This window comes from Pseudocitrobacter sp. RIT415 (assembly GCF_003057695.2).
Taxonomy (GTDB): Bacteria; Pseudomonadota; Gammaproteobacteria; order Enterobacterales; family Enterobacteriaceae; genus Pseudocitrobacter; species Pseudocitrobacter faecalis.
The window spans coordinates 1-25198 of record NZ_QBJC02000029.1 but is presented as its reverse complement, the minus strand read 5'-3'; the positions used below and the strand labels follow the sequence as shown (position 1 = coordinate 25198).

Sequence of the window (25198 nt, the reverse complement as noted above, 5' to 3'; positions counted from 1 at the left end):
GGTTTTTTATACAGTAAAGTGCTGTTGGCAAATTTAGAACAATTTTTTTGACCAGCCCAGTTTAGTGCTTAATGTGTTGAAATAGCTGTAATCTTTTGGGTGAATAAGATTGAGGTGATAATCGCTTCGGCGAATTAACACATCTTCACCTTCCTGAATCGGCAGGGCAATCTGGCTGTCGCAGCTGATCTCCAGGTCGTTGCGACGATGCGAGAAACGCAGACGAATGGTGCTGCTGCTGTTAATTACCAACGGACGCGCTGAGAGCGTGTGCGGGAACATGGGCACCAGGGTGATGGCATCCAGTGAAGGCGTCAGAATCGGGCCGCCTGCCGAAAGGGAGTAGGCGGTAGAACCGGTCGGCGTCGAGATAATCAGGCCATCGGATCGCTGCGAGAAGGCGAAGGTTTCATCAATATACACTTCGAACTCAATCATATGCGCCACTTTACCGGGATGCAGAACCACCTCATTAATGGCGGTGCTGATGCGCTTCTGGCAATCCTGCTGGCAAACCTGCGCTTCCAGCAGAAAACGCTTCTCGGTGATGTAATTGCCTTCCAGCACGTCGGCTAATTGCTGGTGCGCGTTGTCCGGGTCGAGGTCGGTAAGGAAACCGAGATTGCCACGGTTTATACCGATCACTTTTATATCGTAACGGGCCAGGGTGCGCGCCGCCCCCAGCATATTGCCATCGCCGCCGACCACCACGGCAAGGCAGGCTTTTTGACCAATTTCGGCCAGCGTGCCGGTTTGCACGTTATCCAGTTTCAGCTCTTTTGCAATCTGGCGTTCAACAATCACTTCATAGCCTTTGGCGCTCAGCCAGCGATAGAGCATTTCATGTGTGGTCAGCGCGGTCGGATGGCGAGGGTGCCCTACGATACCGATACACTTGAAATGATTGTTCATTTTCTGAAGGTCCTTGTGCCGAAGATTGATGACAATGTGAGAGCTTCCCTTGAAACGCGGAATCTTATCCCCATAATAAGCCAAGTTAGCGAGATGATTGCGAAAAAAAACGCGGAGAAATTCATGAGCAGTAAAGAACAGAAAACGCCTGAGGGGCAAGCCCCGGAAGAAATTATCACGGAACAGCATGATGACGTTGAAGCTGTAGAGTCTGACGCGTCTGCTGAGCAGGTGGATCCGCGCGATGAAAAAATTGCGAATCTGGAAGCTCAGTTAGCGGAATCCCAGACGCGTGAGCGTGATGGTGTGTTGCGTATCAAAGCGGAAATGGAAAACCTCCGTCGCCGTACTGAACTCGACGTCGAAAAGGCGCATAAATTTGCGCTGGAAAAATTCGTCAACGAACTGCTGCCGGTGCTGGATAGCCTCGACCGTGCGCTGGAAGTGGCGGACAAAGATAACACCGATATGGCGGCGATGATCGAAGGTATCGAACTGACCCGTAAATCCATGCTCGACGTGGTGGGTAAATTCGGCGTTCAGGTTGTTGACGCGATCGACGTGCCGATGGATCCGAACGTACACCAGGCGATTGCGATGGTGGAGTCTGAAGACATCGCACCGGGTAACGTACTGATGGTGATGCAGAAAGGCTACACGCTGAATGGCCGCACTATTCGCGCCGCGATGGTTTCCGTTGCGAAAGCGAAAGCGTAACCGAAAAGTCGCCCTGTTCCAGAAGCCCTCCTCGTGAGGGCTTTTTGCTTTAGATGGCTTAGGCCTGATATTTGTCCACCGTTGCTGGCGTTTTATACTGCCTCTTCACAGGCTCACATGAAGAGGGACATTTATGCTGGAGTCGGCTGTAAAGACCCGGGCGCTTCCCCCCGAAGAAATGGGGGTATTAGTACGTCAGGATAAAACTCGTGACGATGTTCTTCGTCATTTCTTGCAACTCACCACATCACTTTTCCATATGCCAGCGGGTTACATTTCTGTGCTGGATGACAAGACACGCAATGTGATCGTATCGCATCAGATTTCGATGGCACCGAAGCCACGACAGTTCACGTTTTGCCAATATGTGGTCGATACCCAAAAACCGGTCATTGTGCCTGATACGCTGCTGGATGCCCGTTTTTGTGACCACCCGATGGTGGTGGGCGACCCTGGGTTGCGCTTTTACGCGGGCATGCCGCTGACCTTCAAAAACGGCTGCACAATGGGAACCTATTGCGTGGTCGATACGATTCCCCGCGATCTCACCTGCGACGAGCTGGCCTCGCTGAACTTCATTGCCGAACTGGTTTCCAGCTTTATTGAGTCGTGGCTGGATGTGGCGCTGACCGATCTCAATAGCGGCCTGCCAAACATGCATCAACTGATTAATGATTTGCAGGATGAGACGTTCGCGGAAGAGTGCCCCGGCAACTCGCTGATGGTGATCGAGTGTATTGGCGTGACGCAATCTGATGACATTGCCCGCGTGATGGGCACCAGCCGGTTGAATACGCTGGTGAGAGATATTAGCCAGGCGCTGCTGCGGGTGTTGCAACTCTCGCAGTGTGAAAAGCTGTATATGCTGAGCGCCGGGCGCTTTGCGCTCTATTCAAAACCCCTGACGCCTGCTGACCGTCAGCGGCGTGAGCAGCAGCTCATGGCCCTGCAGGCGCATCTTTCTGATGCCGTTACCATTGATTTGAAGATTTACGTCGGCGAAACGGCGATTACGTTGCCTATCTGTTCCGGACATGAAATTCTGCGTCAGGCTGAGAGTGCGCTATACGAAGCCCGGCATAACCGGCTGCGATGGGGGATTTACAATCAGGACGATGATTGCCGTCGTAACGAAGATTTTTATCTGCTTAACGACCTGACTGAAGCCATTCGTAAAGATCGCGGGCTCTATCTGGTCTGGCAACCGAAGGTGTCTCTGCCTGCCGGGCAGCCGGTGGCGCTGGAAGCACTGATCCGCTGGAATCATCCGGATCGCGGGATCATCCCACCCGGAAGCTTTTTACCGCTGATTGAGAATACCAGTTTGATGGTTGAACTGACTGACTGGGTGATTGATCACGCGATTGCCCAGTTGGCTGAATGGGAGAAAAAAGGTATCGCGTTACCCGCCTCGATCAATATCAGCGTGCTGGACCTGACGCGTGATCGCTTTACCCAACGATTGCACGATAAAATGGCGCAGGCCGGGCTGGATAATGGCATGCTGGGGGTTGAGTGTCTGGAAACAGAAAAGCTGCTGGCCAGCTCTCAGGTGCTGGAAGAGCTACGCTTACTGCGCCATAAAGGTTTTTCTGTCTCGCTGGACGATTTTGGCGCGGGTTACAGCAACCTCAATTACCTGCTGCGTATTCCGCTCGATACGATCAAGCTGGATAAATCATTGATTGACGATCTGCTCAAAGAGCCTTCACGGCGTGTCATTGTGCGTAACGTGATTCGTATGCTGAAGGAGTTGGGTTATCGGGTGCTCGCGGAAGGGGTGGAAGATGAAACCACCGCGCAGATTATCAGTGACTATGCGTGCGATGAAGCGCAGGGCTATTTCTTTGCGCGTCCTAAAACGGCAATAGAGCTGGAAGCGTGGCTGCAGAAGTGGATATAACACGCGCAAAGTCGCCTGATGCGCTACGCTTATCCGGCCTACAAGGTTTCTGCAATGTTTTGTAGGTCGGATAAGGCGTTTACGCCCATCCGGCAAGAACAACGCGCACTTTGTCAGCCATCTATACGGCCCCGAGAGGCCTTTTTGGTATTTTCAGGACTGCACGCTTTCACGTAAGGGTTTCACCGGCATCACTTTCACCTGCTTAATCATGTTGTCCTGTACGTCGAGAATATCAATATCGTACTGGCCAATGCGCACGCGGGTACCTGCTGCCGGGATCTCTTCCAGCGCTTCGAGGATCATGCCGTTAATCGTACGCGCTTCGTCTTCCGGCATATGCCAGTTAAAGGCTTTGTTCAGTTCACGAACGTTGGCGCTGCCATCAATAATTACCGAGCCGTCATTCTGCGGCGTCACTTCTTCCGCCAGAGTTGGTGACATCGAGGTCGTGAAGTCGCCGACAATCTCTTCGAGAATGTCTTCAACCGTTACCAGTCCCTGAATATCGCCGTATTCATCGACTACCAGACCAACCTTCTTTTTATTACGCTGGAATTTTACCAACTGAATGCTGAGCGGCGTGCCTTCCGGCACATAGTAAATTTCATCGGCGGCGCGCAGCATCACTTCTTTGGTGAACTCTTTTTTCTCCTGCATTAAGCGCCAGGCTTCGCGGACGCGCAGCATGCTGATGGCATCGTCCAGCGAGTCGCGGTAGAGGACGATACGGCCATGCGGGGAGTGGGTGAGCTGACGAACAATCGACTTCCAGTCATCGTTGATGTCGATACCGACGATTTCATTGCGCGGCACCATAATGTCATCGACGCTCACTTTTTCGAGATCCAGCACCGATAGCAGCATGTCCTGATTGCGACGCGAAATTTGCGAGCGCGATTCATTTACCAGCGTGCGCAGTTCATCTTTGCTCAACGAGCTGCTCATCACGGTGTCAGTTTTTATCCCCATCATGCGCATCAGCAGGCGGGTGATCATATTGAGCAGCCACACCAGCGGCATCATCAGAATTTGTAGCGGGGCGAGCAGGACACTGCTGGGATAGGCCACTTTTTCCGGGTAAAGCGCGGCGATGGTTTTCGGCAAGACTTCAGCAAACACCAGCACCACGAACGTTAAAACACCGGTCGCAATGGCTACGCCCGCATCGCCATAAAGACGCATCCCGACGATGGTGCCCAGCGCGGAAGCCAGAATGTTGACCAGGTTATTGCCAATCAGGACCAGGCTAATTAAGCGATCGGGCTTACGCAGCAGTTTTTCTACGCGCTTCGCCTGGCGATTGCCCTGTTTGGCAAGATGACGCAGACGATAGCGGTTGAGTGTCATCATGCCAGTCTCCGAACCGGAGAAATAGGCGGAGATGACCACCATAATGATCAGTGTGACGATCAGTGTGGTGGTGGAGATATGTTCCAAAAGGTGTTCCTTAGTTGTGTCTAGCCGACAAGCTGTTGAATGACCCGGCTACCAAAATACGCCATGGTCAGAATGCCTGCGCCAGCGACGTTAAACCACACGACGCGGCGTCCACGCCATCCTTCATGATAGTGGCCCCATAGCAGCACAATGTAGACAAACCAGGCCACGATTGAGAGCACCGCTTTGTCGATGTTTTCCATGCTAAAGAGGTTATGCATGTAAAACAGGCCGGTGCACAGGGTAAGCGTAAGCAGTACCACCCCCACCTGCGTGATATGAAACATTTTACGTTCAATGCTCATTAGCGGTGGCATTTCGTGGCTGAAAGCCAGCTTCTTGTTTTTCAGCTGATAGTCAATCCATGCTAGTTGAAGTGCGTAGAGGGCCGCGATAATCAGCGTCGCATAAGCGAACAGCGACAGGCCAATATGCACCATCATGCCCGGCGTGGCTTCCAGATGCGTGATGTATTCATTCGGAACAAACGTCGCAAAAGCCAGATTAATTAATGCAAAAGCGTAAACAATCGGCAACAGCAGCCAGCCGCGATTGCGTGAGGCGACAATCGTCATCACCGTACAAATCATCAAGCTGACCAGCGAACCGACGTTGAGCAGGCTCAGGTTTTGGCCATTCTCGCCGCCAGGCAGGATACGGGCTTCAAGCGCGAAAGCGTGGCAGACGAGCGCGATAACGGCAGAAAGAATAGCCATACGCCGCCAGCCGCTGTTTTTTTGCAGCAAACCGGGGATGATCAGCGCCAGGCTGATGGAGTAGGCGACAAGCGCGAGCAGGGCAAAAACGGGCATAGAGTGTGTCGGCAATCGTCAATAAAAGTGTAAGAAGGGCAGTATATACGCAAAATCATTCAAGTTGTATCAAGGTGCGGGGCGTTGTGCAAAACATCGGGCGCTTTGAGGCAAACCGCGGCATCACAACTCGGGCGCTGTCGTGTTATACTCCGGCAAATTTCTATTTTTGTGTCGCACCGCGACCAACCGTTTCCACCTTAGGCGAGAGACAATGTTTGATAATTTAACCGATCGTTTGTCACGGACGCTGCGTAACATCAGCGGGCGTGGCCGCCTCACCGAAGACAACGTCAAAGAGACGCTGCGCGAAGTGCGCATGGCGCTGCTTGAAGCCGACGTCGCGTTGCCGGTGGTGCGTGAGTTTATCAACCGCGTAAAAGAGAAAGCGGTTGGTCATGAAGTTAACAAAAGCCTGACCCCGGGTCAGGAATTCGTCAAAATCGTCCGCAACGAACTGGTTTCGGCGATGGGCGAAGAGAACCAGATGCTGAATCTGGCCGCACAGCCGCCAGCCGTGGTGCTGATGGCGGGCTTGCAGGGGGCGGGTAAAACAACCAGCGTCGGTAAGCTTGGTAAATTCCTGCGCGAGAAACACAAGAAGAAAGTGCTGGTTGTCTCTGCCGACGTGTATCGCCCGGCGGCGATCAAACAGCTGGAAACGCTGGCTGAACAGGTTGGTGTGGACTTCTTCCCGTCCGATGTCGGCCAAAAACCTATCGACATCGTCAATGCGGCACTAAAAGAAGCGAAGCTGAAATTCTACGACGTACTGCTGGTGGATACCGCCGGTCGTCTGCACGTAGACGAAGCAATGATGGACGAAATCAAACAGGTGCATGCCGCGATTAATCCGGTAGAAACCCTGTTTGTCGTTGATGCCATGACCGGTCAGGATGCGGCGAATACCGCGAAAGCCTTCAACGAAGCGCTGCCGCTGACTGGCGTGGTGCTGACCAAAGTCGACGGCGATGCCCGTGGCGGTGCGGCGCTCTCGATTCGTCACATCACCGGTAAACCGATTAAATTCCTCGGCGTCGGCGAAAAAACCGAAGCGCTGGAGCCGTTCCACCCGGATCGTATCGCTTCGCGTATCCTCGGCATGGGCGATGTGTTGTCGCTTATCGAAGATATCGAAAGCAAAGTTGACCGCGCGCAGGCTGAGAAACTGGCCTCCAAGCTGAAAAAAGGCGACGGCTTTGACCTGACTGACTTCCTGGAGCAGTTGCGCCAGATGAAAAACATGGGTGGCATGGCCAGCCTGATGGGCAAGCTGCCAGGTATGGGCCAGATCCCGGACAACGTAAAAGCACAGATGGATGACAAAGTGCTGGTGCGTATGGAAGCCATCATCAACTCCATGACCCTGAAAGAGCGCGCGAAGCCGGAAATCATTAAAGGTTCCCGTAAACGCCGTATTGCTGCTGGTTGCGGTATGCAGGTTCAGGACGTCAACCGCCTTCTGAAACAGTTCGACGACATGCAGCGCATGATGAAGAAAATGAAGAAGGGCGGCATGGCGAAGATGATGCGCGGGATGAAAGGTATGATGCCCCCAGGCTTCCCAGGCCGCTAATACGCGTCATAATTCGAGCCGCAGATGCGTTGGCTGCGTTCGTTCACCCCGGTCACGTACTTATGTACGCTCCCGGGGATTAATGAGGGACATCCTTGTCCCTCACCGGAGGCCAGCCTTTGGCTGGTCAAATTCGTTCCAGACGAATTTGTCGCTCAGTCGCTCACTTGCCGCCTTCCTGCAACTCGAATTATCTAGCGTATTGTAGTTTTGAATTGATTTTTGCCCAAAAATGAGTAAAATTTTCGGGCTTTTAATATGACACCGGGCCCCTTCCCTCGATGGGGCCCGGTTGTTCTATTCACACAAGAGGATGTTATGGTAACTATTCGTTTAGCTCGTCACGGCGCTAAAAAGCGTCCGTTCTACCAGGTTGTTGTGACTGACAGCCGTAATGCACGTAACGGTCGCTTCATCGAGCGCGTTGGTTTCTTCAACCCGATCGCGAGCGAAAAAGAAGAAGGCACTCGCCTGGATCTGGATCGCATCGAGCACTGGGTTGGCCAGGGCGCAACTATCTCTGATCGCGTATCTGCGCTGATCAAAGAAGCTAAAAAAGCAGCTTAATCTGTCACGGTGGTCATGATGAGCAAGCAACTCACCGCACAGGCACCTGTTGATCCCATCGTATTGGGCAAAATGGGTTCTTCCTACGGTATCCGTGGTTGGCTCAGAGTGTTTTCCTCCACCGAAGACGCCGAAAGCATTTTTGACTATCAGCCCTGGTTAATCCAGAAGGCGGGTCAGTGGCAGGTCGTTGAGCTGGAAAGCTGGCGCCACCACAATCAGGACATCATCATTAAGCTGAAAGGCGTTGATGATCGCGATGCTGCGAATCTACTGACTAATTGCGAAATTATCGTTGATTCATCGCAGTTGCCAACACTGGAAGAGGGTGATTACTACTGGAAAGACCTGATGGGCTGCCAGGTAGTCACAACGGAAGGTTACGATCTCGGTAAAGTCATCGATATGATGGAAACCGGTTCGAATGACGTACTCGTCATCAAGGCAAACCTGAAAGATGCGTTTGGTATCAAGGAGCGGTTGGTTCCGTTCCTCGATGGGCAGGTTATCAAGAAAGTCGATCTCGCTACTCGTTCAATCGAAGTAGATTGGGATCCTGGTTTTTAAACCACCGGATAAACGGTAAAAGACGGCGCTATGTGGATTGGCATAATTAGCCTGTTTCCTGAAATGTTCCGCGCAATTACCGATTACGGGGTAACTGGCCGGGCAGTAAAAAATGGCCTGCTGAGCATCCAGAGCTGGAGTCCTCGTGATTTCACGCATGACCGGCACCGTACCGTGGACGATCGTCCTTACGGCGGCGGGCCGGGGATGTTAATGATGGTGCAACCTTTACGGGATGCCATCAATGCAGCAAAAGCCGCGGCAGGTGAAGGCGCAAAGGTGATTTATCTTTCACCTCAGGGACGCAAGCTTGATCAAGCAGGCGTCAGCGAACTGGCAACGAATCAGAAACTGATTCTGGTGTGTGGTCGCTACGAAGGTATTGATGAGCGCGTGATTCAGACCGAAATTGACGAAGAATGGTCAATCGGCGATTACGTTCTCAGCGGTGGTGAGTTACCGGCAATGACGCTGATTGACTCCGTTTCCCGGTTCATCCCGGGTGTACTGGGTCACGAAGCATCGGCAACGGAAGATTCCTTTGCTGACGGGTTGCTGGATTGCCCCCACTATACGCGTCCTGAAGTGTTAGAAGGGATGGAAGTACCGCCAGTGTTACTGTCGGGGAACCATGCCGAGATACGTCGCTGGCGTTTGAAACAGTCGCTGGGCCGCTCCTGGCTTAGAAGACCTGAACTTCTGGAAAACCTGGCTCTGACTGAAGAGCAAGCAAGGTTGCTGGCGGAGTTCCAAAAGGAGCACGCACAACAGCAACATAAACATGATGGGCAAGCGTAATACGCGCCCGATATATCAGTTTACCCAGGATAAGAGATTAAATTATGAGCAACATTATTAAGCAACTTGAACAAGAACAGATGAAGCAGGACGTACCTTCCTTCCGTCCGGGTGATACCGTGGAAGTGAAAGTATGGGTTGTTGAAGGTTCCAAAAAACGTCTGCAGGCATTCGAGGGCGTGGTTATCGCTATTCGTAACCGCGGTCTGCACTCTGCATTCACTGTTCGTAAAATTTCCAACGGCGAAGGCGTTGAGCGTGTCTTCCAGACTCACTCTCCGGTTGTTGACAGCATTGCTGTTAAACGTCGTGGTGCTGTGCGTAAAGCTAAACTGTACTACCTGCGTGAACGTACTGGTAAGTCTGCTCGTATCAAAGAGCGTCTTAACTAAGATTCGCGTAAGCGACATCCTGTTAGAAAGGGCTGGCCGAAAGGCTGGCCCTTTTTTTATCGCCTGGGGCACTCCATGTTAACTGTTTTGAGATAATTCATTTACAATATCCGCTCCTTATCGGAGGGTATCGTGAGCAGCAATCGGTTTCATGGTTCAGCGCTAAAACGACACGCGGCCTGGCTCGCGCTGTTCGCTATTGCGCTGATTATCGTGGCGCCCCTGATCTCCGTTTCGCTGCAAAAAGACCCGATGAGCGCGATGCCCGGTATGCACCATGCGATGAGTATGGATGCAGAGCATCACTCCTCTTCTCAGAGTATGCCGGTCGACCACGCCGAGGCCTGCGGCTACTGCGTTTTAATGGCGCACGTACCGGGGCTGATTCTGGCGCTGGTTATCCTGTTATGTGGCCTGCTGTTACGCTGCCGTGTCCGGCTGATGCGGCCTGCTGTAAAGCACTGGCACTATTTTCCCTGGCTCTTTCCTGATACCCGCGCGCCGCCGCGCCTGTCTGCTTTTTCCTGTTAAAACATTATAAATGGCGTAATACGCCACGACTCTTTTCGCATCTAAAAAGGAAAAGTATGACAACCTGCACCTCACGGGCGGCATGGGTACACTTGCTTCGTCGCCTGCATTTTTTTATTGGTCTGTTTGTCGGGCCGTTTATCTTTGTGGCGGCGTTAACCGGCACACTGTATGTCGCTACGCCCCAACTGGAAAATATGCTTTACCAGCGCGCGCTGCACGGCACCATGAGCGGAGAACGTCATGCACTGGCCGACCAAATTGCGGTCGCGCAGCAGGTCTCCGGCGGTGAGCTTCGCCTGCATGCCGTACGCCCGGCGCTATCTGCGGGCGAAACCACCCGCGTGATGTTTGCCGATCCTGCTCTTGGCGAGTCTGAAAATCGGGCGATTTTTATCGACCCGGTCACGCTTGCGGTGACGGGGGATATGGCCGTTTACGGTACCAGTGGCATATTGCCGCTGCGTCAATGGATAGATTACGCCCACCGCTCATTACTGTTAGGCAATGTTGGGCGTCTCTACAGCGAACTGGCGGCATCATGGATGTGGGTTGCCGCGCTGGGGGGTATTGCGCTGTGGGCCGTGACCCGACCCAAACGCCGTGTTAACAATCGCTTCCAGAACACACGTCGTGTGCACGTTACGCTTGGTTGGGTGTTGCTGGCGGGGATGCTGCTCTTCTCCGCAACCGGGCTGACCTGGTCACAGTGGGCGGGCGGCAACGTCGATAAAATGCGTGCGGCATTGGGCTGGATGACGCCGCAGGTGAATACGCAACTGCACGGCAAAATGGAAATGGCAGATCCGCATGCGGAACATAAGGGCCATATGGCGGCAATGCCTGGCATGACGCCGCCGGTTATCGCTGGAGAAAAGTTTGATTCCGTACTGGCTGCAGCACAGCGAGCGGGGATTGATGCGACGTTGGTGGAGATTCGCCCGCCACGCAGTGAAGATCGTGCCTGGACGGTGACGGAAATCGATCGGCGCTGGCCGACCCAGGTGGATGCCGTTGCGGTAGATGGCGCATCCCTTGCGATCCTCGATCGCACGCGTTTTGCTGATTTCCCGCTGATGGCGAAGCTTACCCGCTGGGGCGTTGATTTTCATATGGGGATTCTGTTCGGTCTGCCGAACCAGTTGCTGCTGATCGCTTTCGGACTGGCGTTGTGCGTGGCGATCGTGATGGGATATCGACTGTGGTGGATTAAGCGTCCGGCGCAGGCGGCTGCGAGTCCGCTTCAGACTTTGTCTCAGAGCTGGCTGGCGTTATCACTGGCAGGACGTCTGACGACGCTTGTGATGACTATTCTGTTGGGGCTGGCGCTGCCGGTGATGGGCGTTAGTTTGTTGTTATTTGTGGTCATTGACTGGCTGCGCTGGCGGAGTCATCAGGAAGCGACTCAAACGCAGCCAGTGCAATAAGCCTTAAGGGGCGCTGATCACCACCGCGACGCGGCGGTTTTCGGCGCGCCCTTGCGAGGTTTTGTTACTGGCAACCGGGTATTTTTGCCCCAGCCCCTGCGTTGTCAGGTTGCTGCGCGGAATGCGCGCGCCTTCTGCCCAGCTTTCGGCGACGGCGTTGGCGCGTTTCAGAGAAAGGGCTTCGTTATAGCTCGCTTCCCCGTAGTTATCCGTGTGTCCATCCATACGCAAATGCGTGATCCCGGTTGATGCCAGGCGAGCAGCCATGGTGTGGATTTGCTGCTGGCTATCCGGGCGCAAACGGAAATCATTTTTGTCGAACAGAATGGTATCAGAAAGGCCAAGCGACCAGTCCCCGTTGGTTTCGCTAAATCCGTACGATTTCATTGCGGCGATCTGCTCCGGGGTAAATTTCCCCTGAGGGGCCTGGCAACCTGCCAGCAGAGTGGTTGATAGCAACGCGGCGGCGATATAACGCTTTAACATACTCTTTCCTTGCATCTCATAATGAGTTTTTGGAACGCTGATTTTTCATGTCATACATATTCTTATCGGCAAGTTCTTGTAAATCTTCGACGGAATTATGTTCCCACGTTAAGGCATAGCCGACGCTCAGCGACAGCGGCACATAATGCCCATTGCGTAAATCAAAGGGGCGAATGAATTGTTGCGACAGCGCGGCACAGATCCGCTGCACCTCATGTTCGCTGTTCACCCCCGATAAAATGACCGCAAACTCATCACCACCCAGACGATACGCCGCATGGCGATTCCCGCTGAACTCCATCAATCGTTTTGCCGCATCAATCAACACGCAATCGCCTGCGGCGTGGCCCCACGTATCGTTAATGCGTTTAAAGTTATCGCCGTCGAGGAACAGTAGCGCCGAGCTGGCTTTCATCTGCGGATTGCTCATCAGCGACGCAATGCGGGTACGAAACGCCGCGCGGTTGGGCAGGCCCGTCAGCGCATCGTGCAGCGCGGTGCGCAGGAGTTGGGCGTTTTTGGCTTGCAGCTTAAGTTGCCACTCCTCCATTTCATCCAGCAGGCTGTTGAAATCGAGAGCGAAACGGTGAAATTCATCAATACGTTCAGCGCTGACACGGCGAGAAAAGTTACGATTCGTGCGCACATCATGTACCACGTCGGTAATACTTTGCAGGGCGGTGACGACCCCTTCATGCAGATGGCGCGTAATCAGCAGGGCGACCGCTGATGCAAAGACGATACAGGCGGTCAGAACGCCAAGTGATAACCAGATGAAATGGCTGATCAAACTGTCGCGGGCCGTTAAGCGTAACTCACCAATGGTCTGACCGTTGTAAGTGATGGGCTGCGTGACCGGAAAAGGAAACAGCCATTGGCTGACTAACCTGTTGAGCGTGTCCCGCTCGCCAGAAGCATTATAGTGCCAGTAGGCAAAGCGTTTGTTGCCGGTGCTAAGCACTTCTGCGGTAGCGAAATGGCCCTGTTTGCCCAGCATCGCCAGTGTTTCAGTGGCGGCCGTATTGTCATTAAAGACCAGCGCAGCTTCCAGACTATGGCTCATGGTCGAACCGGTCAGCTCGAGATTTTTCTGCGCGTATTGTTTCAGCGTCACAATGGATGCGCCGCACAATAGTAGCCAAATTAGCGTCATGGTAATAAATACGCTGGTGACGCTAATACGCCGTAGGGTGCGCTTAAACGTCGGGCGCGGCGGGGTTGAATAGTCCTTATTCATGATTTTTATTCCGTGCGAGCATCAAAACATCCGGATTGACCCTGACGCCACTACGAGAAAGGGAATCGAGGTTTACGGCGAATGTCACTTTATCGGTATTGAATAGCAGACAGAAGGAACTGCCAATACGACATTCGGCGTTTTGTTCTGAAATTAATAATGTTGGCCTCGCGTTAAGCATATTTTGTAATTCTGTCTGTTGTTCAGGTGATTCCGAGCCAAAATAGATGGCAGCACAACCAGCGTTAAGAGCCTCCCGGTGGGAATGCACCATTATCGGGTGATAGGTGACGGGAGACCCCTCGGCTGTGATCAATGCATCGCGATACCGCGCGGAGCTAAAAATGCAGAGTGTTGGCGGCTGTTCAGGCTGTGGCCAGCGAGTGTAGCTGATAATACCGGAAACCATTGAACGTACCGATTTATCCATATCAGTTAACGCAGCGGCAAAAAGTGGTCTGCTAAGAGAAAAAAATATCAATACCAGCAAAAGCGAGTATGAAATTTTTAAGAACGGGTTGCTCATCGGAATCCGCCGTAAAGCTTTGATTTTTGCGTCCATAAATTCTCTGTGCAGACTATCATTTTTCGCCTGACCCGTCATTAGATCATGAAATGGATTACGTATTAGTTAAGTTAAATTTCGATTGAATGATTTGGTGGAGATCACATGCTTAGAAATAAATATATTAAATGTAAGGTTATCTCTTATTTAGTTGATTTTGCAGGGACTCTTTTTGTAATTGCAGAGGTGTTAAAGAGGCCAGATTAGGGGGGATCAGTTATTTTCATGAGCGCTGTTATCAGGAGAATGACAGGCAGGATTATGAGTGTAACGATATGTTTGCAGTTTTTGGCGGTAAAATTTGCCTGAAACAGGTTGGTGTAAAGTTATATTTACGTAATTTGGATTGAAATCTTTACTTTTTATGATATTGTTACTTCACCTCACCGAGGAAACCACTATCGCAAACGAGCCAGACAGGTAAGCCACCATGCAAAAAGACGCGCTGAATAACGTACATATTACCGATGAACAAATTCTGATCACCCCAGAACAACTGAAAGCGGAATTCCCGCTGAGTGTTGAACAGGAAGCGCAAATCGCGCAGTCACGCAAAACCATCTCTGACATCATCGCCGGGCGCGATCCTCGTCTGCTGGTAGTGTGTGGCCCGTGCTCGATTCACTGCCCTGAAACGGCCATCGAATATGCTCGTCGATTTAAACGCCTTGCCGAGGAGGTCAGCGATAGCCTCTACCTGGTGATGCGCGTCTATTTTGAAAAACCACGTACGACCGTCGGCTGGAAAGGGCTGATCAACGATCCGCATATGGACGGTTCGTTTGACGTGGAAGGCGGCCTGAAAATTGCGCGTCGTCTGTTGGTGGAACTGGTCAACATGGGTCTGCCGCTGGCGACGGAAGCGCTGGACCCGAACAGCCCGCAATACCTGGGCGATCTGTTTAGCTGGTCTGCAATTGGTGCGCGTACCACCGAATCCCAAACCCACCGTGAAATGGCCTCTGGTCTCTCAATGCCGGTGGGCTTTAAAAACGGTACCGATGGCTCACTGGCGACCGCCATCAACGCCATGCGCGCGGCTGCCATGCCGCACCGTTTTGTGGGCATCAACCAGGCCGGCCAGGTTTGCTTACTGCAAACCCAGGGTAACCCGGATGGCCACGTGATCCTGCGCGGCGGTAAATCACCGAACTACGGGCCAGAAGATGTTGCTCAGTGCGAAAAAGAGATGGAACAGGCGGGACTGAAACCGTCGCTGATGGTAGATTGCAGCCATGGGAATTCCAATAAAGACTACCGCCGTCAGCCTGCGGTGGCGGAATCCGTTGTCGCTCAGATCAAAGACGGTAATCGTTCGATTATCGGCCTGATGATTGAAAGTAACATTCACGAAGGTAATCAGTCTTCTGAACAGCCGCGCTGCGACATGAAATACGGCGTTTCGGTGACCGATGCCTGCATCAGTTGGGAAACCACCGATGCGCTGCTGCGTGAGTTAGACAAGGATTTACGCGGCCACCTGGCAACACGACTGGCGTAAGAGGATTGTATGGTTGCTGAACTGACCGCGCTGCGCGATCAAATTGATGAAGTGGATAAGGCGTTGCTGGGGTTGCTGGCGCGCCGTCTTGAACTGGTGGCTGAAGTGGGCGAGGTCAAAAGCAAATATGGCCTGCCGATTTACGTTCCCGAACGTGAAGCGACCATGCTTGCCTCACGCCGGGAGGAGGCCGCCTCGATTGGCGTTCCGCCCGATTTGATAGAAGATGTCCTGCGCCGCGTGATGCGTGAGTCGTACTCCAGCGAAAACGATAAAGGCTTCAAAACGCTGCATCCAACGTTACGCCCTGTCGTTATTGTCGGCGGCGGCGGGCAGATGGGGCGGCTGTTTGAAAAAATGCTGAATTTGTCCGGCTACCAGGTGCGTATCCTCGAACGTGACGACTGGTCGCGGGCGCAGGAGATTGTCGCCGATGCGGGCATGGTGATCGTCAGCGTGCCGATTCATGTCACCGAGCAGATCATCGCGAAGTTACCGCCGCTGCCTGCCGACTGCATTCTGGTTGACCTGGCGTCGGTAAAAGCCGGGCCGTTACAGGCGATGCTGGAAGCGCATCCGGGCCCGGTTGTTGGCTTGCACCCGATGTTCGGGCCGGACAGTGGTAGCCTGGCTAAACAGGTGGTGGTGTACTGCGACGGGCGTCAGCCGGAAGCGTATCAGTGGTTCCTTGAGCAAATTCAGGTGTGGGGCGCGCGTCTGCATCGCATCAGCGCTGTCGAGCATGATCAGAACATGGCCTTTATTCAGGCTTTGCGACACTTCGCGACCTTTGCTTATGGCCTGCATCTGGCGGAAGAGAATGTTCAGCTTGAACAACTGCTGGCACTCTCTTCGCCTATCTATCGCCTGGAACTGGCGATGGTTGGCCGACTGTTTGCTCAGGATCCGCAACTTTATGCCGATATCATTATGTCCTCTGGCAATAACCTGGCGCTGATTAAGCGTTACTACCAGCGTTTTGGCGAGGCGATCAGTTTGCTGGAGCAGGGGGATAAGCAGGCGTTTATCGACAGCTTCCGTAAAGTGGAGCACTGGTTTGGCGATTACGCCCAGCGCTTCCAGAGTGAAAGCCGCACATTGTTGCGCCAGGCTAACGATAGCCGCGCCTAAGAGCACGGTCACACATAGCGTTAACAAATTCTGTATATACTTAAAAGCCAGTGGGGTAGCCCGCTGGCTTTTTTTATAGGGATGAAACGTATGACTGAGCCACAACCGTTGTTTGATTACGCCGGACATCTGCCGGAATGCCCCACCTGGAGCGAATCGGAGCAGGCACTGTACTGGGCGGATATTCTGGAATACGAAATTCATCGATATCATCCGCAAAGCGGTGAGCATCAGGTTTTGCAGTTTCCTGAAGAGGTGGGCTGTTTCGCATTACGCGAAAAGGGCGGGTTTATCGTGGCGCTGCGCAGCGCCATCTGGCTGGCGGATAAACATGGTCTGCTGGTGCGAAAAATTTGCGATAACCCCAGCAATCCGGCGTTGGCGCGCTTCAACGATGGGGGAACGGACAGAGACGGGCGTTTCTATGCAGGAACCTTCTGGGGGCCCGGCGATTACAACGGTGCGTTGTTGGTACGCATCGATAATGAACTGAAGCCGAAGGTGGTGCAGTGCGATATCCACGGCGCTAATGGCCTGGCGTTCAGCGCGGATAAACGCTGGATGTACACATCAGACACCCCGAACGGCGTGATTTATCGAACCCCACTTGATGACGACGGTGAGCCCGGCAGCCGCGGAATCTTCCATCAATTTGCCCCTGGAGAGGGTATTCCGGACGGCGCGGCGGTGGATGGAGAAGGCTGTTACTGGAGTGCGCTGTTTGATGGCTGGCGTATTGCGCGTTTTTCCCCGGAAGGCGAACAACTGGAAGAGTATCGGATGCCGGTGCGTTGCCCGACAATGGTCTGTTTTGGCGGAGCGGATATGCGCACGCTTTTTATTACCGCCACGCGGGAAAACATGTCAGCGGCAGAAGTGCAGCAGTATCCCCTTTCCGGTGCCATCTTCACCCTGCCAGTGAACGTGGCAGGAATGAAGAAGTTACCGTTTATTGAGCGTTAAGCCGGGTCAACCGGAACGACGTTCTCGCTCGGATAACAACCCAGTACTTTCATGGAGCGGGTAATTTTGCCCAGCTCCTTAAGCGCTTTTTGCATTGATTCCGATTCCAGGTTGGCCTGGATATCAAGATAAAACATCTCCTCCCACGGATTGCCGTGAATCGGGCGGGATTCCAGTTTGGTCATGATCAGGTGATGATTGCGTAGTACCAGCAGCGCTTCTACCAGTGCGCCCGCCTGTTGCCCGGTCGCCATTAACAGTGTGGTTTTCGCCGGAACCTGGTCTGAAACATCAATCGCTTTACGCGCCAGCACAATGAAGCGCGTAATGTTTTGCGTCTGATTGGCTTCAATACGTTCCAGAACCTGTAAGCCGTGCAGCGCACCGCCCGCCTCGCTGCCCAGCGCTGCAACGCATGGCGAATTGGCCTGCGCCACTTTCTCCATCGCTGCAGAGGTGCTTTCGGTGTACTCAATTTTCCAGTGCGGATAGCGGGCAAGGAATTTGCTGCACTGCTGGAACGGCTGCGGATGGCTGTAAACCGTGTCGATAGTGTCGAGATCCGTTGATCCGGATACCAGTACGCAGTGATCGATAACGATCGTCATTTCACCGACGATCGAGAGACTGGTGTGTTGCAGCAGGTCATAGACATCGTTGATCGCACCGGAGCTGGTGTTTTCAATTGGCACAACGGCGTAGTCAGCCTGGCCCGTTTCCACATGATTGAAGATATCGGCAAATTTCGCGCAGCCACTTTCAATAAACTGCTCGAAATGGCGTGCGGCATACTGGCGCGCCGCAAGGTGTGAATAAGAGCCTTTTGGCCCGAGGAAAGCGATACGTGCAGAGTGCGGATTGATTTTATTCAGATGTTGTTGCAGCAGCGCCTGCTGAGTGAGAACGGAATCTTCGATGATGAGCTGGAACAGGCGGGTAATGTAGTGCGCATCGAGATGGTGCGTTTTACCCAGCGCAATCAGCCGTTCCAGCAGATCGCGTTCCCGGTCGATATCACGTACCGGGCGATGGGAGGCCAGCTTCGCTTTGCCCACTTCCACCGCCAGACCGCGACGCTCGGCCAGAAGCGTCAGTAATTTTTCATCCAGCGCGCTTATTTTATCGCGCAGAGCCAGTAACGGGTTTTCCGCTGTCATAGTTGTGCCTTTATTGTTATCAATCTTGCCAATAAAAAAGGCCCCCCGGAGTGGGAGGCCTTATTGTTCGTCTTCGCATTCTTTATCTTACGACGAAACGCCTCCCGTTCAGGGGAAGGTAAAAAAGAATGCGAAGAAAAACAGAACAGATTTCACGGATGATGATTCCTTACAGTGTGTCTGGTAACAGTACCTGCTCCGTTTTCCTTCTGTCAATAAAAAACGCGCCCGAAGGCGCGTTGGCGATACACTCAAAGTTCAGTTTTACTCTTCTTCAACTTCTTCGAAGCTTGCGTCTTTCACCGATGTTGTGGCGCGACGGGCTTCCCCTTTGTGTTGCACCTTATTGAGCTGCCGTTCCAGCTTGTTGATCAATTCGTTGATTGCAGCATACATATCTTCATGCTTGGCGCTGGCAACCAGAAGCCCGTTCGGCGTGTTCATGGTGGCGTCAGCGATAAAACCCTGCGGCTCCTTGGACAGGATAATGTGCGGGTTAATAATATGAGTTTGCCATTTTTCTAATTTGGCTAGACGGTCTGCGACATGTTGGCGGATGGCCGGAGTAATTTCCATTTGTTTGCTGGTAATGTTCATTGTCATAAATTTTACCTCTTGTCTTTCCGTCTTGGTGATTCCAGCATACCTTTCCTAATGTCAAAATGTGTGATTTAAATCACGTTTTTTTGTCACTTTTTGTCAAGGAAACTGTTTTGTGAGGCAGGGCAGGAACAGGCGATCTTTTCCTTGTCGAAAGGGAAAAAGGCGGTCATATTTGATGAGATGACTTGCCGCTAAAGCGCTTCAGCGGGCGGGTTAAGCGGATAAAAAAACGGCAGCCACAGGGCTGCCGTTTTGCTTGCATTCGAAATCAGGATTGCGTGCTGCTGCTGTTTGCCGCAATGATTTTCGCGACTTTGTCTGCCTGCGCCGTCATTTGCATCTGACGGTACGCATTTTCCATCTTCGGCAGCGCATCACGGGTGGCTTGTGTATCCGGGAAATCGCGCAGCATGTTTTCAACGCGATTTACCACGGCAACCCATGCGCCACGGTCAGTGTAGTAATCAACGACCGACAGCTCGTACTTGGCCAGGCGATCTTTCAGGAACACCAGACGTTTGTTCGCATCCGTGACGTACTGGCTGTTCGGGTAGCCGCGAACCAGCTTAGAGAAGTCATTGAAGGCGTCACGCGCGTGCTGGGGATCGCGGTCAGAACGGTCAACCCCGAAGAAGCCCTGAAGCGCGCTGTCATCCAGCGCCATATTGGTCAGGCCACGCATATACATGACATAATCAATGTTCGGGTGCGTCGGGTTAAGACGGATAAAACGATCAATGGCAGCCTGAGCCAACGGCAGATCGGCATTTTTGTAGTACGCGTAGATCAGATCCAGCTGCACCTGCTGAGAGTACGGGCCAAACGGATAACGGTTATCCAACGCTTCCAGTTGCGTTATCGCTTGTTTCCAGTTACCGTCCTGCAGCTTTTGCTGAGCAGTTGCGTAGATTTCGTTAGGCGGATTATCAGGCACCTCTTCCTTTGAACCAGAGCACCCCGCCAAAGCCAGGCTCAACGTGGCCGCTGCCACCAGATATTTCATGCGCGTCATGACGTTTTGACTTTCCTCAAAATGTTTGTACGGGATATTCGCAGTTCCTGTTCCCGATTAAGACCAGCTACAATAGCACACTATATTAAACGGCGAAGCCGTAAAAACCCAACGTTAACGAAGAAGCTGTATATGGCACAACGAGTAGAACTCACCGCAACGGTCTCCGAAAACCAACTTGGTCAACGCTTAGATCAAGCTTTGGCCGAATTGTTCCCTGATTATTCGCGATCTCGCATAAAAGAGTGGATTCTTGACCAGCGCGTGCAGGTTAATGGTCAAATTTGCGACAAACCGAAAGAAAAAGTGTTGGGCGGCGAGGCTGTCGCGATCAACGCTGAGATTGATGAAGATATCCGCTTTGAACCTCAGGATATCCCGCTGAACATCGTCTACGAAGATGATGACATCCTTGTTATCAACAAACCGCGCGATCTGGTGGTTCACCCTGGCGCGGGTAACCCGGATGGCACGGTGCTGAACGCACTGCTGCATTATTATCCGCCAATTGCCGATGTGCCGCGTGCGGGCATTGTCCATCGTCTGGATAAAGATACCACGGGCCTGATGGTCGTGGCGAAAACCGTTCCGGCGCAAACGCGTCTGGTGGAGTCGCTGCAACTGCGCGAAATCACGCGTGAATATGAAGCGGTGGCAATTGGTCATATGACGGCGGGCGGTACGGTTGAAGAACCGATTAGCCGTCACCCAACCAAACGTACGCATATGGCGGTGCACCCAATGGGTAAACCGGCGGTAACGCACTATCGCATCATGGAACACTTCCGTGTGCACACGCGTCTGCGGCTGCGTCTTGAAACAGGACGTACGCACCAGATCCGCGTGCACATGGCCCATATTACGCACCCGCTGGTGGGCGATCAGGTTTATGGCGGGCGTCCGCGTCCACCGAAAGGCGCGTCGGATGAGTTCATCACTGCGCTGCGTAAATTTGACCGTCAGGCACTGCATGCCACCATGCTGCGTCTTTATCATCCGATCACCGGTATTGAAATGGAATGGCATGCGCCGATTCCGCAGGATATGGTCGATCTTATTGATGCGATGCGCGCCGATTTTGAAGAACATAAGGACGATGTGGACTGGTTATGACGTCATTGATTATCCCGCAGTGGCCGCAGCCGAAGGGCGTGGCATCCTGTAGTTCCACCCGTAAAGGCGGTGTGAGTCAAGCGCCTTACGATTCTCTGAATCTGGGCGCGCATTGCGGTGATAATCCAGATGACGTAGACGAGAATCGCCGCCGTTTATTTGCGGCGGGCGGCTTACCTGCAAAACCGGTCTGGCTTGAACAGGTTCATGGTAAAGATGTGCTGCGCTTAAGCGGCGGGCCGTATGATTCGAAACGCGCTGACGCGTCTTACAGTAATACGCCTGGCACCGTTTGTGCGGTGATGACTGCCGATTGTTTGCCGGTTCTGTTCTGTAATCTCGACGGAACAGAAGTGGCAGCGGCGCATGCGGGCTGGCGCGGGCTGTGTGAAGGCGTGCTGGAAGAGACTGTTGCTTGCTTTAACGATCGCCCTGAAAATATCATGGCGTGGCTTGGCCCGGCGATTGGCCCGACGGCGTTTGAAGTGGGGCCGGAAGTGCGCGATGCCTTTATGGCGAAAGACCTTCAGGCGAAGAACGCGTTTCGCGCGGCGGGCGAAAAGTACTATGCTGATATTTATCTACTGGCGCGTCAGCGTCTGGGAAATGTCGGTGTGCAGCGCATCTACGGCGGTGACCGCTGTACCTTCAGCCAAAACGATGATTTTTTCTCATATCGTCGCGACCGTACTACAGGTCGTATGGCAAGTTTCATTTGGCTGATATAACCTAAAGAATCAAGACGATCCAGAAGGCTGACTTATTTTTCACATTGAACAGGTCATTAACCTTGAATAATTGAGGGATGACCTCATTTAATCTCCAGTAGCAAAATTGACCTGTTATGGGAGGAATTATGCGTCTGGATCGTCTTACTAACAAATTCCAGCTTGCTCTCGCCGATGCTCAGTCTCTCGCACTGGGGCACGACAACCAATTCATCGAACCACTTCATTTAATGAGCGCCTTACTGAATCAGGAAGGGGGTTCGATTCGTCCTTTGTTAACCACGGCTGGCATTAATGCGGGCCAGCTTCGCACGGCTATCGATCAGGCTTTAAGCCGTTTACCGCAGGTGGAAGGCACCGGCGGCGACGTGCAGCCTTCACAGGATCTGGTACGGGTGCTGAATCTTTGCGACAAGCTGGCGCAAAAACAAGGTGACAACTTTATTTCGTCAGAACTGTTTGTTCTGGCCGCGCTTGAGTCTCGCGGTTCACTGGCCGACCTGCTGAAATCCGCAGGGGCGACGACTGCCAACATTACTCAGGCGATTCAACAGATGCGCGGGGGGGAGAGCGTGAACGATCAAAATGCCGAAGACCAACGTCAGGCATTGAAAAAATATACCGTCGATCTGACCGAGCGAGCCGAGCAGGGCAAGCTTGATCCGGTCATCGGTCGTGATGAAGAAATTCGCCGCACCATTCAGGTGCTGCAACGCCGTACTAAAAACAACCCGGTGCTGATTGGTGAGCCGGGTGTCGGTAAAACGGCGATCGTCGAAGGGCTGGCGCAGCGTATCGTGAACGGCGAAGTGCCGGAAGGGCTGAAGGGCCGCCGTGTACTGGCGCTGGATATGGGCGCGCTGGTGGCCGGGGCGAAGTATCGCGGTGAGTTTGAAGAGCGTCTGAAAGGTGTGCTGAACGATTTGTCGAAACAGGAAGGCAACGTCATTCTGTTTATCGACGAGCTACACACCATGGTGGGCGCAGGGAAAGCCGATGGCGCAATGGACGCCGGGAACATGCTGAAACCGGCGCTGGCCCGTGGTGAACTGCACTGCGTGGGCGCGACCACCCTTGATGAATATCGCCAGTACATTGAAAAAGATGCGGCGCTGGAACGTCGTTTCCAGAAAGTGTTTGTAGCAGAACCGTCCGTTGAAGATACCATCGCGATCCTGCGTGGTCTGAAAGAACGTTATGAGCTACACCACCACGTGCAAATCACCGACCCGGCAATCGTGGCGGCGGCTACGCTTTCGCATCGTTATATTGCCGACCGTCAGTTGCCGGATAAAGCGATTGACCTGATTGATGAAGCCGCGTCCAGCATCCGTATGCAGATTGACTCGAAGCCGGAAGAACTCGACCGACTCGACCGCCGCATCATTCAGTTGAAACTGGAACAGCAGGCGCTGAAGAAAGAGTCTGACGAAGCCAGCCTGAAACGTCTCGATATGCTGAATGATGAGCTGGAAGATAAAGAACGCCAGTATTCGGTATTAGAAGAAGAGTGGAAAGCGGAGAAAGCCTCACTTTCTGGTACGCAAACAATTAAAGCAGAGCTTGAGCAGGCGAAAATCGCCATCGAGCAGGCACGCCGTGTGGGTGATCTGGGCCGGATGTCCGAACTGCAGTACGGTAAAATTCCGGAACTTGAAAAACAGCTGGCGGCCGCGACTCAGTCTGAAGGCAAAACCATGCGACTGCTGCGTAACCGTGTAACAGATGCGGAAATCGCGGAAGTGCTGGCGCGCTGGACCGGGATCCCGGTTGCGCGCATGCTGGAAGGCGAACGTGAAAAACTGCTGCGAATGGAGCAAGACCTGCATAGTCGGGTGATTGGTCAGAACGAAGCGGTGGAAGCGGTATCGAACGCGATTCGTCGTAGCCGCGCAGGGCTTTCCGATCCTAACCGTCCAATCGGTTCGTTCCTGTTCCTGGGGCCGACCGGTGTCGGTAAAACGGAACTGTGTAAGGCGCTGGCGAACTTCATGTTCGATAGCGATGACGCGATGGTGCGTATTGATATGTCCGAGTTTATGGAGAAACACTCCGTGTCTCGTCTGGTTGGCGCGCCTCCGGGATATGTCGGTTATGAAGAAGGTGGCTATCTAACCGAAGCCGTACGCCGCCGCCCTTACTCAGTTATTCTGCTGGATGAAGTTGAGAAAGCGCACCCGGATGTGTTCAACATTCTGCTGCAGGTGCTCGATGATGGTCGTCTGACAGACGGGCAGGGGAGAACGGTCGACTTCCGTAATACGGTAGTGATTATGACCTCTAACCTGGGTTCCGATCTGATTCAGGAACGCTTTGGCGAGCTGGATTACGGTCACATGAAAGATGTGGTGCTCGGCGTGGTTAGTCAGAGCTTCCGTCCGGAATTCATCAACCGTATTGATGAAGTGGTTGTGTTCCATCCGCTGGGTGAAGCGCATATTGCCTCAATTGCGCAGATTCAGCTGCAACGTCTGTACAAACGTCTGGAAGAGCGTGGCTATGAAACGCAAATTTCCGATGAAGCGCTGCGTTTGTTGAGTAAAAACGGTTATGACCCGGTATATGGGGCACGGCCTTTGAAACGCGCTATTCAGCAGCAAATTGAAAACCCGCTTGCGCAGCAAATCCTTTCTGGTGAGCTGGTTCCTGGGAAAACGATACGTCTGGACGTTAAAGACGATCATATTGTGGCAGTGCAGTAAGTCACAAAAATGCAAAAACGGGCCCTCAGGGGCTCGTTTTTGTTTATAAACCAGGCAAAAATAAGTGAATTGAATGAAAAGTGAGCGAGTGAAAAGTTTTTTGTATTTTATGCTTGCGAGATCTCAATTACGCCCTATAATGCGCCTCCACTGATACGGAACAACGGCACGCAAGCCGCCGGGTCAGCGAGGTTCTTAAGAGAACTTCAGCAGAGAAAAGTGAAATAAAACTTGACTCTGTAGCGGGATGGATTAATATGCACACCCCGCGCCGCTGAGAAAAAGCGAAGCGGCACTGCTCTTTAACAATTTATCAGACAATCTGTGTGGGCACTCAATGATACGGATTCTTAACGTC

Annotated in this window: 25 protein-coding genes and 1 other annotated feature; of the genes, 15 read left to right on the top strand and 10 right to left on the bottom strand. The window is 52.9% G+C overall.

Going from position 1 to position 25198, the window contains the following annotated elements:
- Positions 1–33: 33 nt before the first annotated feature.
- Positions 34–912: an NAD(+) kinase gene (gene nadK / locus DBY68_RS20945; RefSeq protein ID WP_108477028.1), complete on the bottom strand. Its 879-nt coding sequence runs from the start codon at positions 910–912 to the stop codon at positions 34–36.
- A 123-nt stretch (positions 913–1035) separates the two neighbouring features.
- Here nadK and grpE point away from each other — a divergent pair, with 123 nt between their 5' ends.
- Together grpE and DBY68_RS20935 are read left to right on the top strand one after the other, a co-directional pair.
- Entirely contained in the window at positions 1036–1629 is a 594-nt protein-coding gene (grpE, locus tag DBY68_RS20940; protein WP_146745493.1) for a nucleotide exchange factor GrpE, read from the top strand.
- Between the two features lie 133 nt (positions 1630–1762).
- Positions 1763–3532: an EAL domain-containing protein gene (locus DBY68_RS20935; RefSeq protein WP_108477030.1), complete on the top strand. Its 1770-nt coding sequence runs from the start codon at positions 1763–1765 to the stop codon at positions 3530–3532.
- Between the two features lie 153 nt (positions 3533–3685).
- Here the strand turns inward: DBY68_RS20935 and DBY68_RS20930 are convergent, their stop codons facing one another.
- Together DBY68_RS20930 and DBY68_RS20925 are read right to left on the bottom strand one after the other, a co-directional pair.
- The gene (locus tag DBY68_RS20930) at positions 3686–4972 is read right to left on the bottom strand and encodes an HlyC/CorC family transporter (protein ID WP_108477031.1); all 1287 of its coding nucleotides are present in this window, start codon (positions 4970–4972) and stop codon (positions 3686–3688) included.
- Positions 4973–4992: 20 nt separating this feature from the next.
- The gene (locus DBY68_RS20925; RefSeq protein ID WP_015963356.1) at positions 4993–5784 is read right to left on the bottom strand and encodes an inner membrane protein YpjD; all 792 of its coding nucleotides are present in this window, start codon (positions 5782–5784) and stop codon (positions 4993–4995) included.
- Positions 5785–5998: 214 nt separating this feature from the next.
- Here DBY68_RS20925 and ffh point away from each other — a divergent pair, with 214 nt between their 5' ends.
- From ffh to DBY68_RS20890, 7 genes are all read left to right on the top strand, one after another.
- Complete coding sequence (gene ffh, locus DBY68_RS20920) at positions 5999–7360, top strand: signal recognition particle protein (RefSeq protein WP_108477032.1); 1362 nt, start codon at positions 5999–6001, stop codon at positions 7358–7360.
- 318 nt (positions 7361–7678) lie between these two features.
- Positions 7679–7927, top strand: a complete 249-nt coding sequence (rpsP, locus tag DBY68_RS20915; RefSeq protein ID WP_041686193.1) for a 30S ribosomal protein S16 — start codon at positions 7679–7681, stop codon at positions 7925–7927.
- A gap of 18 nt (positions 7928–7945) precedes the next feature.
- Positions 7946–8494, top strand: a complete 549-nt coding sequence (gene rimM / locus DBY68_RS20910; RefSeq protein WP_108477033.1) for a ribosome maturation factor RimM — start codon at positions 7946–7948, stop codon at positions 8492–8494.
- 30 nt (positions 8495–8524) lie between these two features.
- Complete coding sequence (gene trmD, locus DBY68_RS20905) at positions 8525–9292, top strand: tRNA (guanosine(37)-N1)-methyltransferase TrmD (protein WP_015963360.1); 768 nt, start codon at positions 8525–8527, stop codon at positions 9290–9292.
- Positions 9293–9336: 44 nt separating this feature from the next.
- Positions 9337–9684, top strand: a complete 348-nt coding sequence (rplS, locus tag DBY68_RS20900; protein WP_002914145.1) for a 50S ribosomal protein L19 — start codon at positions 9337–9339, stop codon at positions 9682–9684.
- A gap of 132 nt (positions 9685–9816) precedes the next feature.
- On the top strand, positions 9817–10215 hold the full coding sequence (locus DBY68_RS20895; RefSeq protein ID WP_108477034.1) for a DUF2946 domain-containing protein: 399 nt from the start codon (positions 9817–9819) through the stop codon (positions 10213–10215).
- A 56-nt stretch (positions 10216–10271) separates the two neighbouring features.
- Positions 10272–11642 (top strand): PepSY-associated TM helix domain-containing protein, encoded by a 1371-nt coding sequence (locus DBY68_RS20890; RefSeq protein WP_108477035.1) that lies wholly within the window; start codon positions 10272–10274, stop codon positions 11640–11642.
- 3 nt (positions 11643–11645) lie between these two features.
- On the opposite strand, the gene DBY68_RS20885 is transcribed toward DBY68_RS20890, so the two are convergent.
- Genes DBY68_RS20885 through DBY68_RS20875 form a run of 3 tightly spaced genes read right to left on the bottom strand, consistent with a single transcriptional unit; the run spans position 11646 to position 13969 of the window.
- Complete coding sequence (locus DBY68_RS20885; protein WP_108477036.1) at positions 11646–12128, bottom strand: OmpA family protein; 483 nt, start codon at positions 12126–12128, stop codon at positions 11646–11648.
- 16 nt (positions 12129–12144) lie between these two features.
- Positions 12145–13365, bottom strand: coding sequence for a diguanylate cyclase DgcN (gene dgcN / locus DBY68_RS20880; protein WP_108477037.1), 1221 nt, complete (start codon positions 13363–13365; stop codon positions 12145–12147).
- Positions 13358–13969, bottom strand: coding sequence for a YfiR family protein (locus tag DBY68_RS20875; RefSeq protein ID WP_229837708.1), 612 nt, complete (start codon positions 13967–13969; stop codon positions 13358–13360). The genes dgcN and DBY68_RS20875 overlap by 8 nt, the downstream gene beginning before the upstream one ends.
- A gap of 391 nt (positions 13970–14360) precedes the next feature.
- Here DBY68_RS20875 and aroF point away from each other — a divergent pair, with 391 nt between their 5' ends.
- From aroF to DBY68_RS20860, 3 genes are all read left to right on the top strand, one after another.
- The gene (gene aroF / locus DBY68_RS20870; protein ID WP_108477038.1) at positions 14361–15431 is read left to right on the top strand and encodes a 3-deoxy-7-phosphoheptulonate synthase AroF; all 1071 of its coding nucleotides are present in this window, start codon (positions 14361–14363) and stop codon (positions 15429–15431) included.
- A 9-nt stretch (positions 15432–15440) separates the two neighbouring features.
- A complete protein-coding gene (tyrA, locus tag DBY68_RS20865) occupies positions 15441–16562 on the top strand; it encodes a bifunctional chorismate mutase/prephenate dehydrogenase (RefSeq protein ID WP_108477039.1) in 1122 nt (373 codons plus the stop codon).
- Between the two features lie 90 nt (positions 16563–16652).
- The gene (locus DBY68_RS20860; protein ID WP_108477046.1) at positions 16653–17525 is read left to right on the top strand and encodes an SMP-30/gluconolactonase/LRE family protein; all 873 of its coding nucleotides are present in this window, start codon (positions 16653–16655) and stop codon (positions 17523–17525) included.
- On the opposite strand, the gene pheA is transcribed toward DBY68_RS20860, so the two are convergent.
- The 4 genes from pheA to bamD form a co-directional block, all read right to left on the bottom strand.
- Positions 17522–18682 carry a bifunctional chorismate mutase/prephenate dehydratase gene (gene pheA / locus DBY68_RS20855; protein ID WP_108477040.1) on the bottom strand — a complete coding sequence of 387 codons (1161 nt, stop codon included), beginning with the start codon at positions 18680–18682 and terminating at the stop codon, positions 17522–17524. The genes DBY68_RS20860 and pheA overlap by 4 nt on opposite strands.
- A 31-nt stretch (positions 18683–18713) precedes the next feature.
- Positions 18714–18839 (bottom strand) — a sequence feature (Phe leader region).
- Positions 18791–18838: a pheA operon leader peptide PheL gene (gene pheL, locus DBY68_RS23020; RefSeq protein ID WP_199538682.1), complete on the bottom strand. Its 48-nt coding sequence runs from the start codon at positions 18836–18838 to the stop codon at positions 18791–18793. It overlaps the preceding feature by 48 nt.
- 107 nt (positions 18840–18946) lie before the next feature.
- On the bottom strand, positions 18947–19285 hold the full coding sequence (raiA, locus tag DBY68_RS20850) for a ribosome-associated translation inhibitor RaiA (RefSeq protein WP_015963370.1): 339 nt from the start codon (positions 19283–19285) through the stop codon (positions 18947–18949).
- Between the two features lie 268 nt (positions 19286–19553).
- Positions 19554–20297, bottom strand: coding sequence for an outer membrane protein assembly factor BamD (gene bamD / locus DBY68_RS20845; RefSeq protein ID WP_015963371.1), 744 nt, complete (start codon positions 20295–20297; stop codon positions 19554–19556).
- 132 nt (positions 20298–20429) lie between these two features.
- Here bamD and rluD point away from each other — a divergent pair, with 132 nt between their 5' ends.
- The 3 genes from rluD to clpB all read left to right on the top strand — a co-directional run bounded on the left by rluD (position 20430) and on the right by clpB (position 24840).
- Positions 20430–21410: a 23S rRNA pseudouridine(1911/1915/1917) synthase RluD gene (gene rluD, locus DBY68_RS20840; RefSeq protein ID WP_108477041.1), complete on the top strand. Its 981-nt coding sequence runs from the start codon at positions 20430–20432 to the stop codon at positions 21408–21410.
- The gene (gene yfiH / locus DBY68_RS20835; RefSeq protein WP_108477042.1) at positions 21407–22138 is read left to right on the top strand and encodes a purine nucleoside phosphorylase YfiH; all 732 of its coding nucleotides are present in this window, start codon (positions 21407–21409) and stop codon (positions 22136–22138) included. The genes rluD and yfiH overlap by 4 nt, the downstream gene beginning before the upstream one ends.
- Positions 22139–22266: 128 nt before the next feature.
- Positions 22267–24840: an ATP-dependent chaperone ClpB gene (gene clpB, locus DBY68_RS20830; RefSeq protein WP_108477043.1), complete on the top strand. Its 2574-nt coding sequence runs from the start codon at positions 22267–22269 to the stop codon at positions 24838–24840.
- Positions 24841–25198: the final 358 nt, after the last annotated feature.

Bases quoted from the DNA above. Each gene is read 5' to 3' on its own strand.
- dgcN (WP_108477037.1), bottom strand. From the start codon at position 13,365: ATGAATAAGGACTATTCAACCCCGCCGCGCCCGACGTTTAAGCGCACC.
- clpB (WP_108477043.1), top strand. From the start codon at position 22,267: ATGCGTCTGGATCGTCTTACTAACAAATTCCAGCTTGCTCTCGCCGAT.
- rplS (WP_002914145.1), top strand. From the start codon at position 9,337: ATGAGCAACATTATTAAGCAACTTGAACAAGAACAGATGAAGCAGGAC.
- yfiH (WP_108477042.1), top strand. From the start codon at position 21,407: ATGACGTCATTGATTATCCCGCAGTGGCCGCAGCCGAAGGGCGTGGCA.
- tyrA (WP_108477039.1), top strand. From the start codon at position 15,441: ATGGTTGCTGAACTGACCGCGCTGCGCGATCAAATTGATGAAGTGGAT.
- grpE (WP_146745493.1), top strand. From the start codon at position 1,036: ATGAGCAGTAAAGAACAGAAAACGCCTGAGGGGCAAGCCCCGGAAGAA.
- rluD (WP_108477041.1), top strand. From the start codon at position 20,430: ATGGCACAACGAGTAGAACTCACCGCAACGGTCTCCGAAAACCAACTT.
- aroF (WP_108477038.1), top strand. From the start codon at position 14,361: ATGCAAAAAGACGCGCTGAATAACGTACATATTACCGATGAACAAATT.
- DBY68_RS20925 (WP_015963356.1), bottom strand. From the start codon at position 5,784: ATGCCCGTTTTTGCCCTGCTCGCGCTTGTCGCCTACTCCATCAGCCTG.
- raiA (WP_015963370.1), bottom strand. From the start codon at position 19,285: ATGACAATGAACATTACCAGCAAACAAATGGAAATTACTCCGGCCATC.
- DBY68_RS20935 (WP_108477030.1), top strand. From the start codon at position 1,763: ATGCTGGAGTCGGCTGTAAAGACCCGGGCGCTTCCCCCCGAAGAAATG.
- pheA (WP_108477040.1), bottom strand. From the start codon at position 18,682: ATGACAGCGGAAAACCCGTTACTGGCTCTGCGCGATAAAATAAGCGCG.
- nadK (WP_108477028.1), bottom strand. From the start codon at position 912: ATGAACAATCATTTCAAGTGTATCGGTATCGTAGGGCACCCTCGCCAT.
- rpsP (WP_041686193.1), top strand. From the start codon at position 7,679: ATGGTAACTATTCGTTTAGCTCGTCACGGCGCTAAAAAGCGTCCGTTC.
- DBY68_RS20860 (WP_108477046.1), top strand. From the start codon at position 16,653: ATGACTGAGCCACAACCGTTGTTTGATTACGCCGGACATCTGCCGGAA.
- DBY68_RS20885 (WP_108477036.1), bottom strand. From the start codon at position 12,128: ATGTTAAAGCGTTATATCGCCGCCGCGTTGCTATCAACCACTCTGCTG.
- DBY68_RS20890 (WP_108477035.1), top strand. From the start codon at position 10,272: ATGACAACCTGCACCTCACGGGCGGCATGGGTACACTTGCTTCGTCGC.
- DBY68_RS20875 (WP_229837708.1), bottom strand. From the start codon at position 13,969: ATGACGGGTCAGGCGAAAAATGATAGTCTGCACAGAGAATTTATGGAC.
- trmD (WP_015963360.1), top strand. From the start codon at position 8,525: ATGTGGATTGGCATAATTAGCCTGTTTCCTGAAATGTTCCGCGCAATT.
- rimM (WP_108477033.1), top strand. From the start codon at position 7,946: ATGAGCAAGCAACTCACCGCACAGGCACCTGTTGATCCCATCGTATTG.
- ffh (WP_108477032.1), top strand. From the start codon at position 5,999: ATGTTTGATAATTTAACCGATCGTTTGTCACGGACGCTGCGTAACATC.
- bamD (WP_015963371.1), bottom strand. From the start codon at position 20,297: ATGACGCGCATGAAATATCTGGTGGCAGCGGCCACGTTGAGCCTGGCT.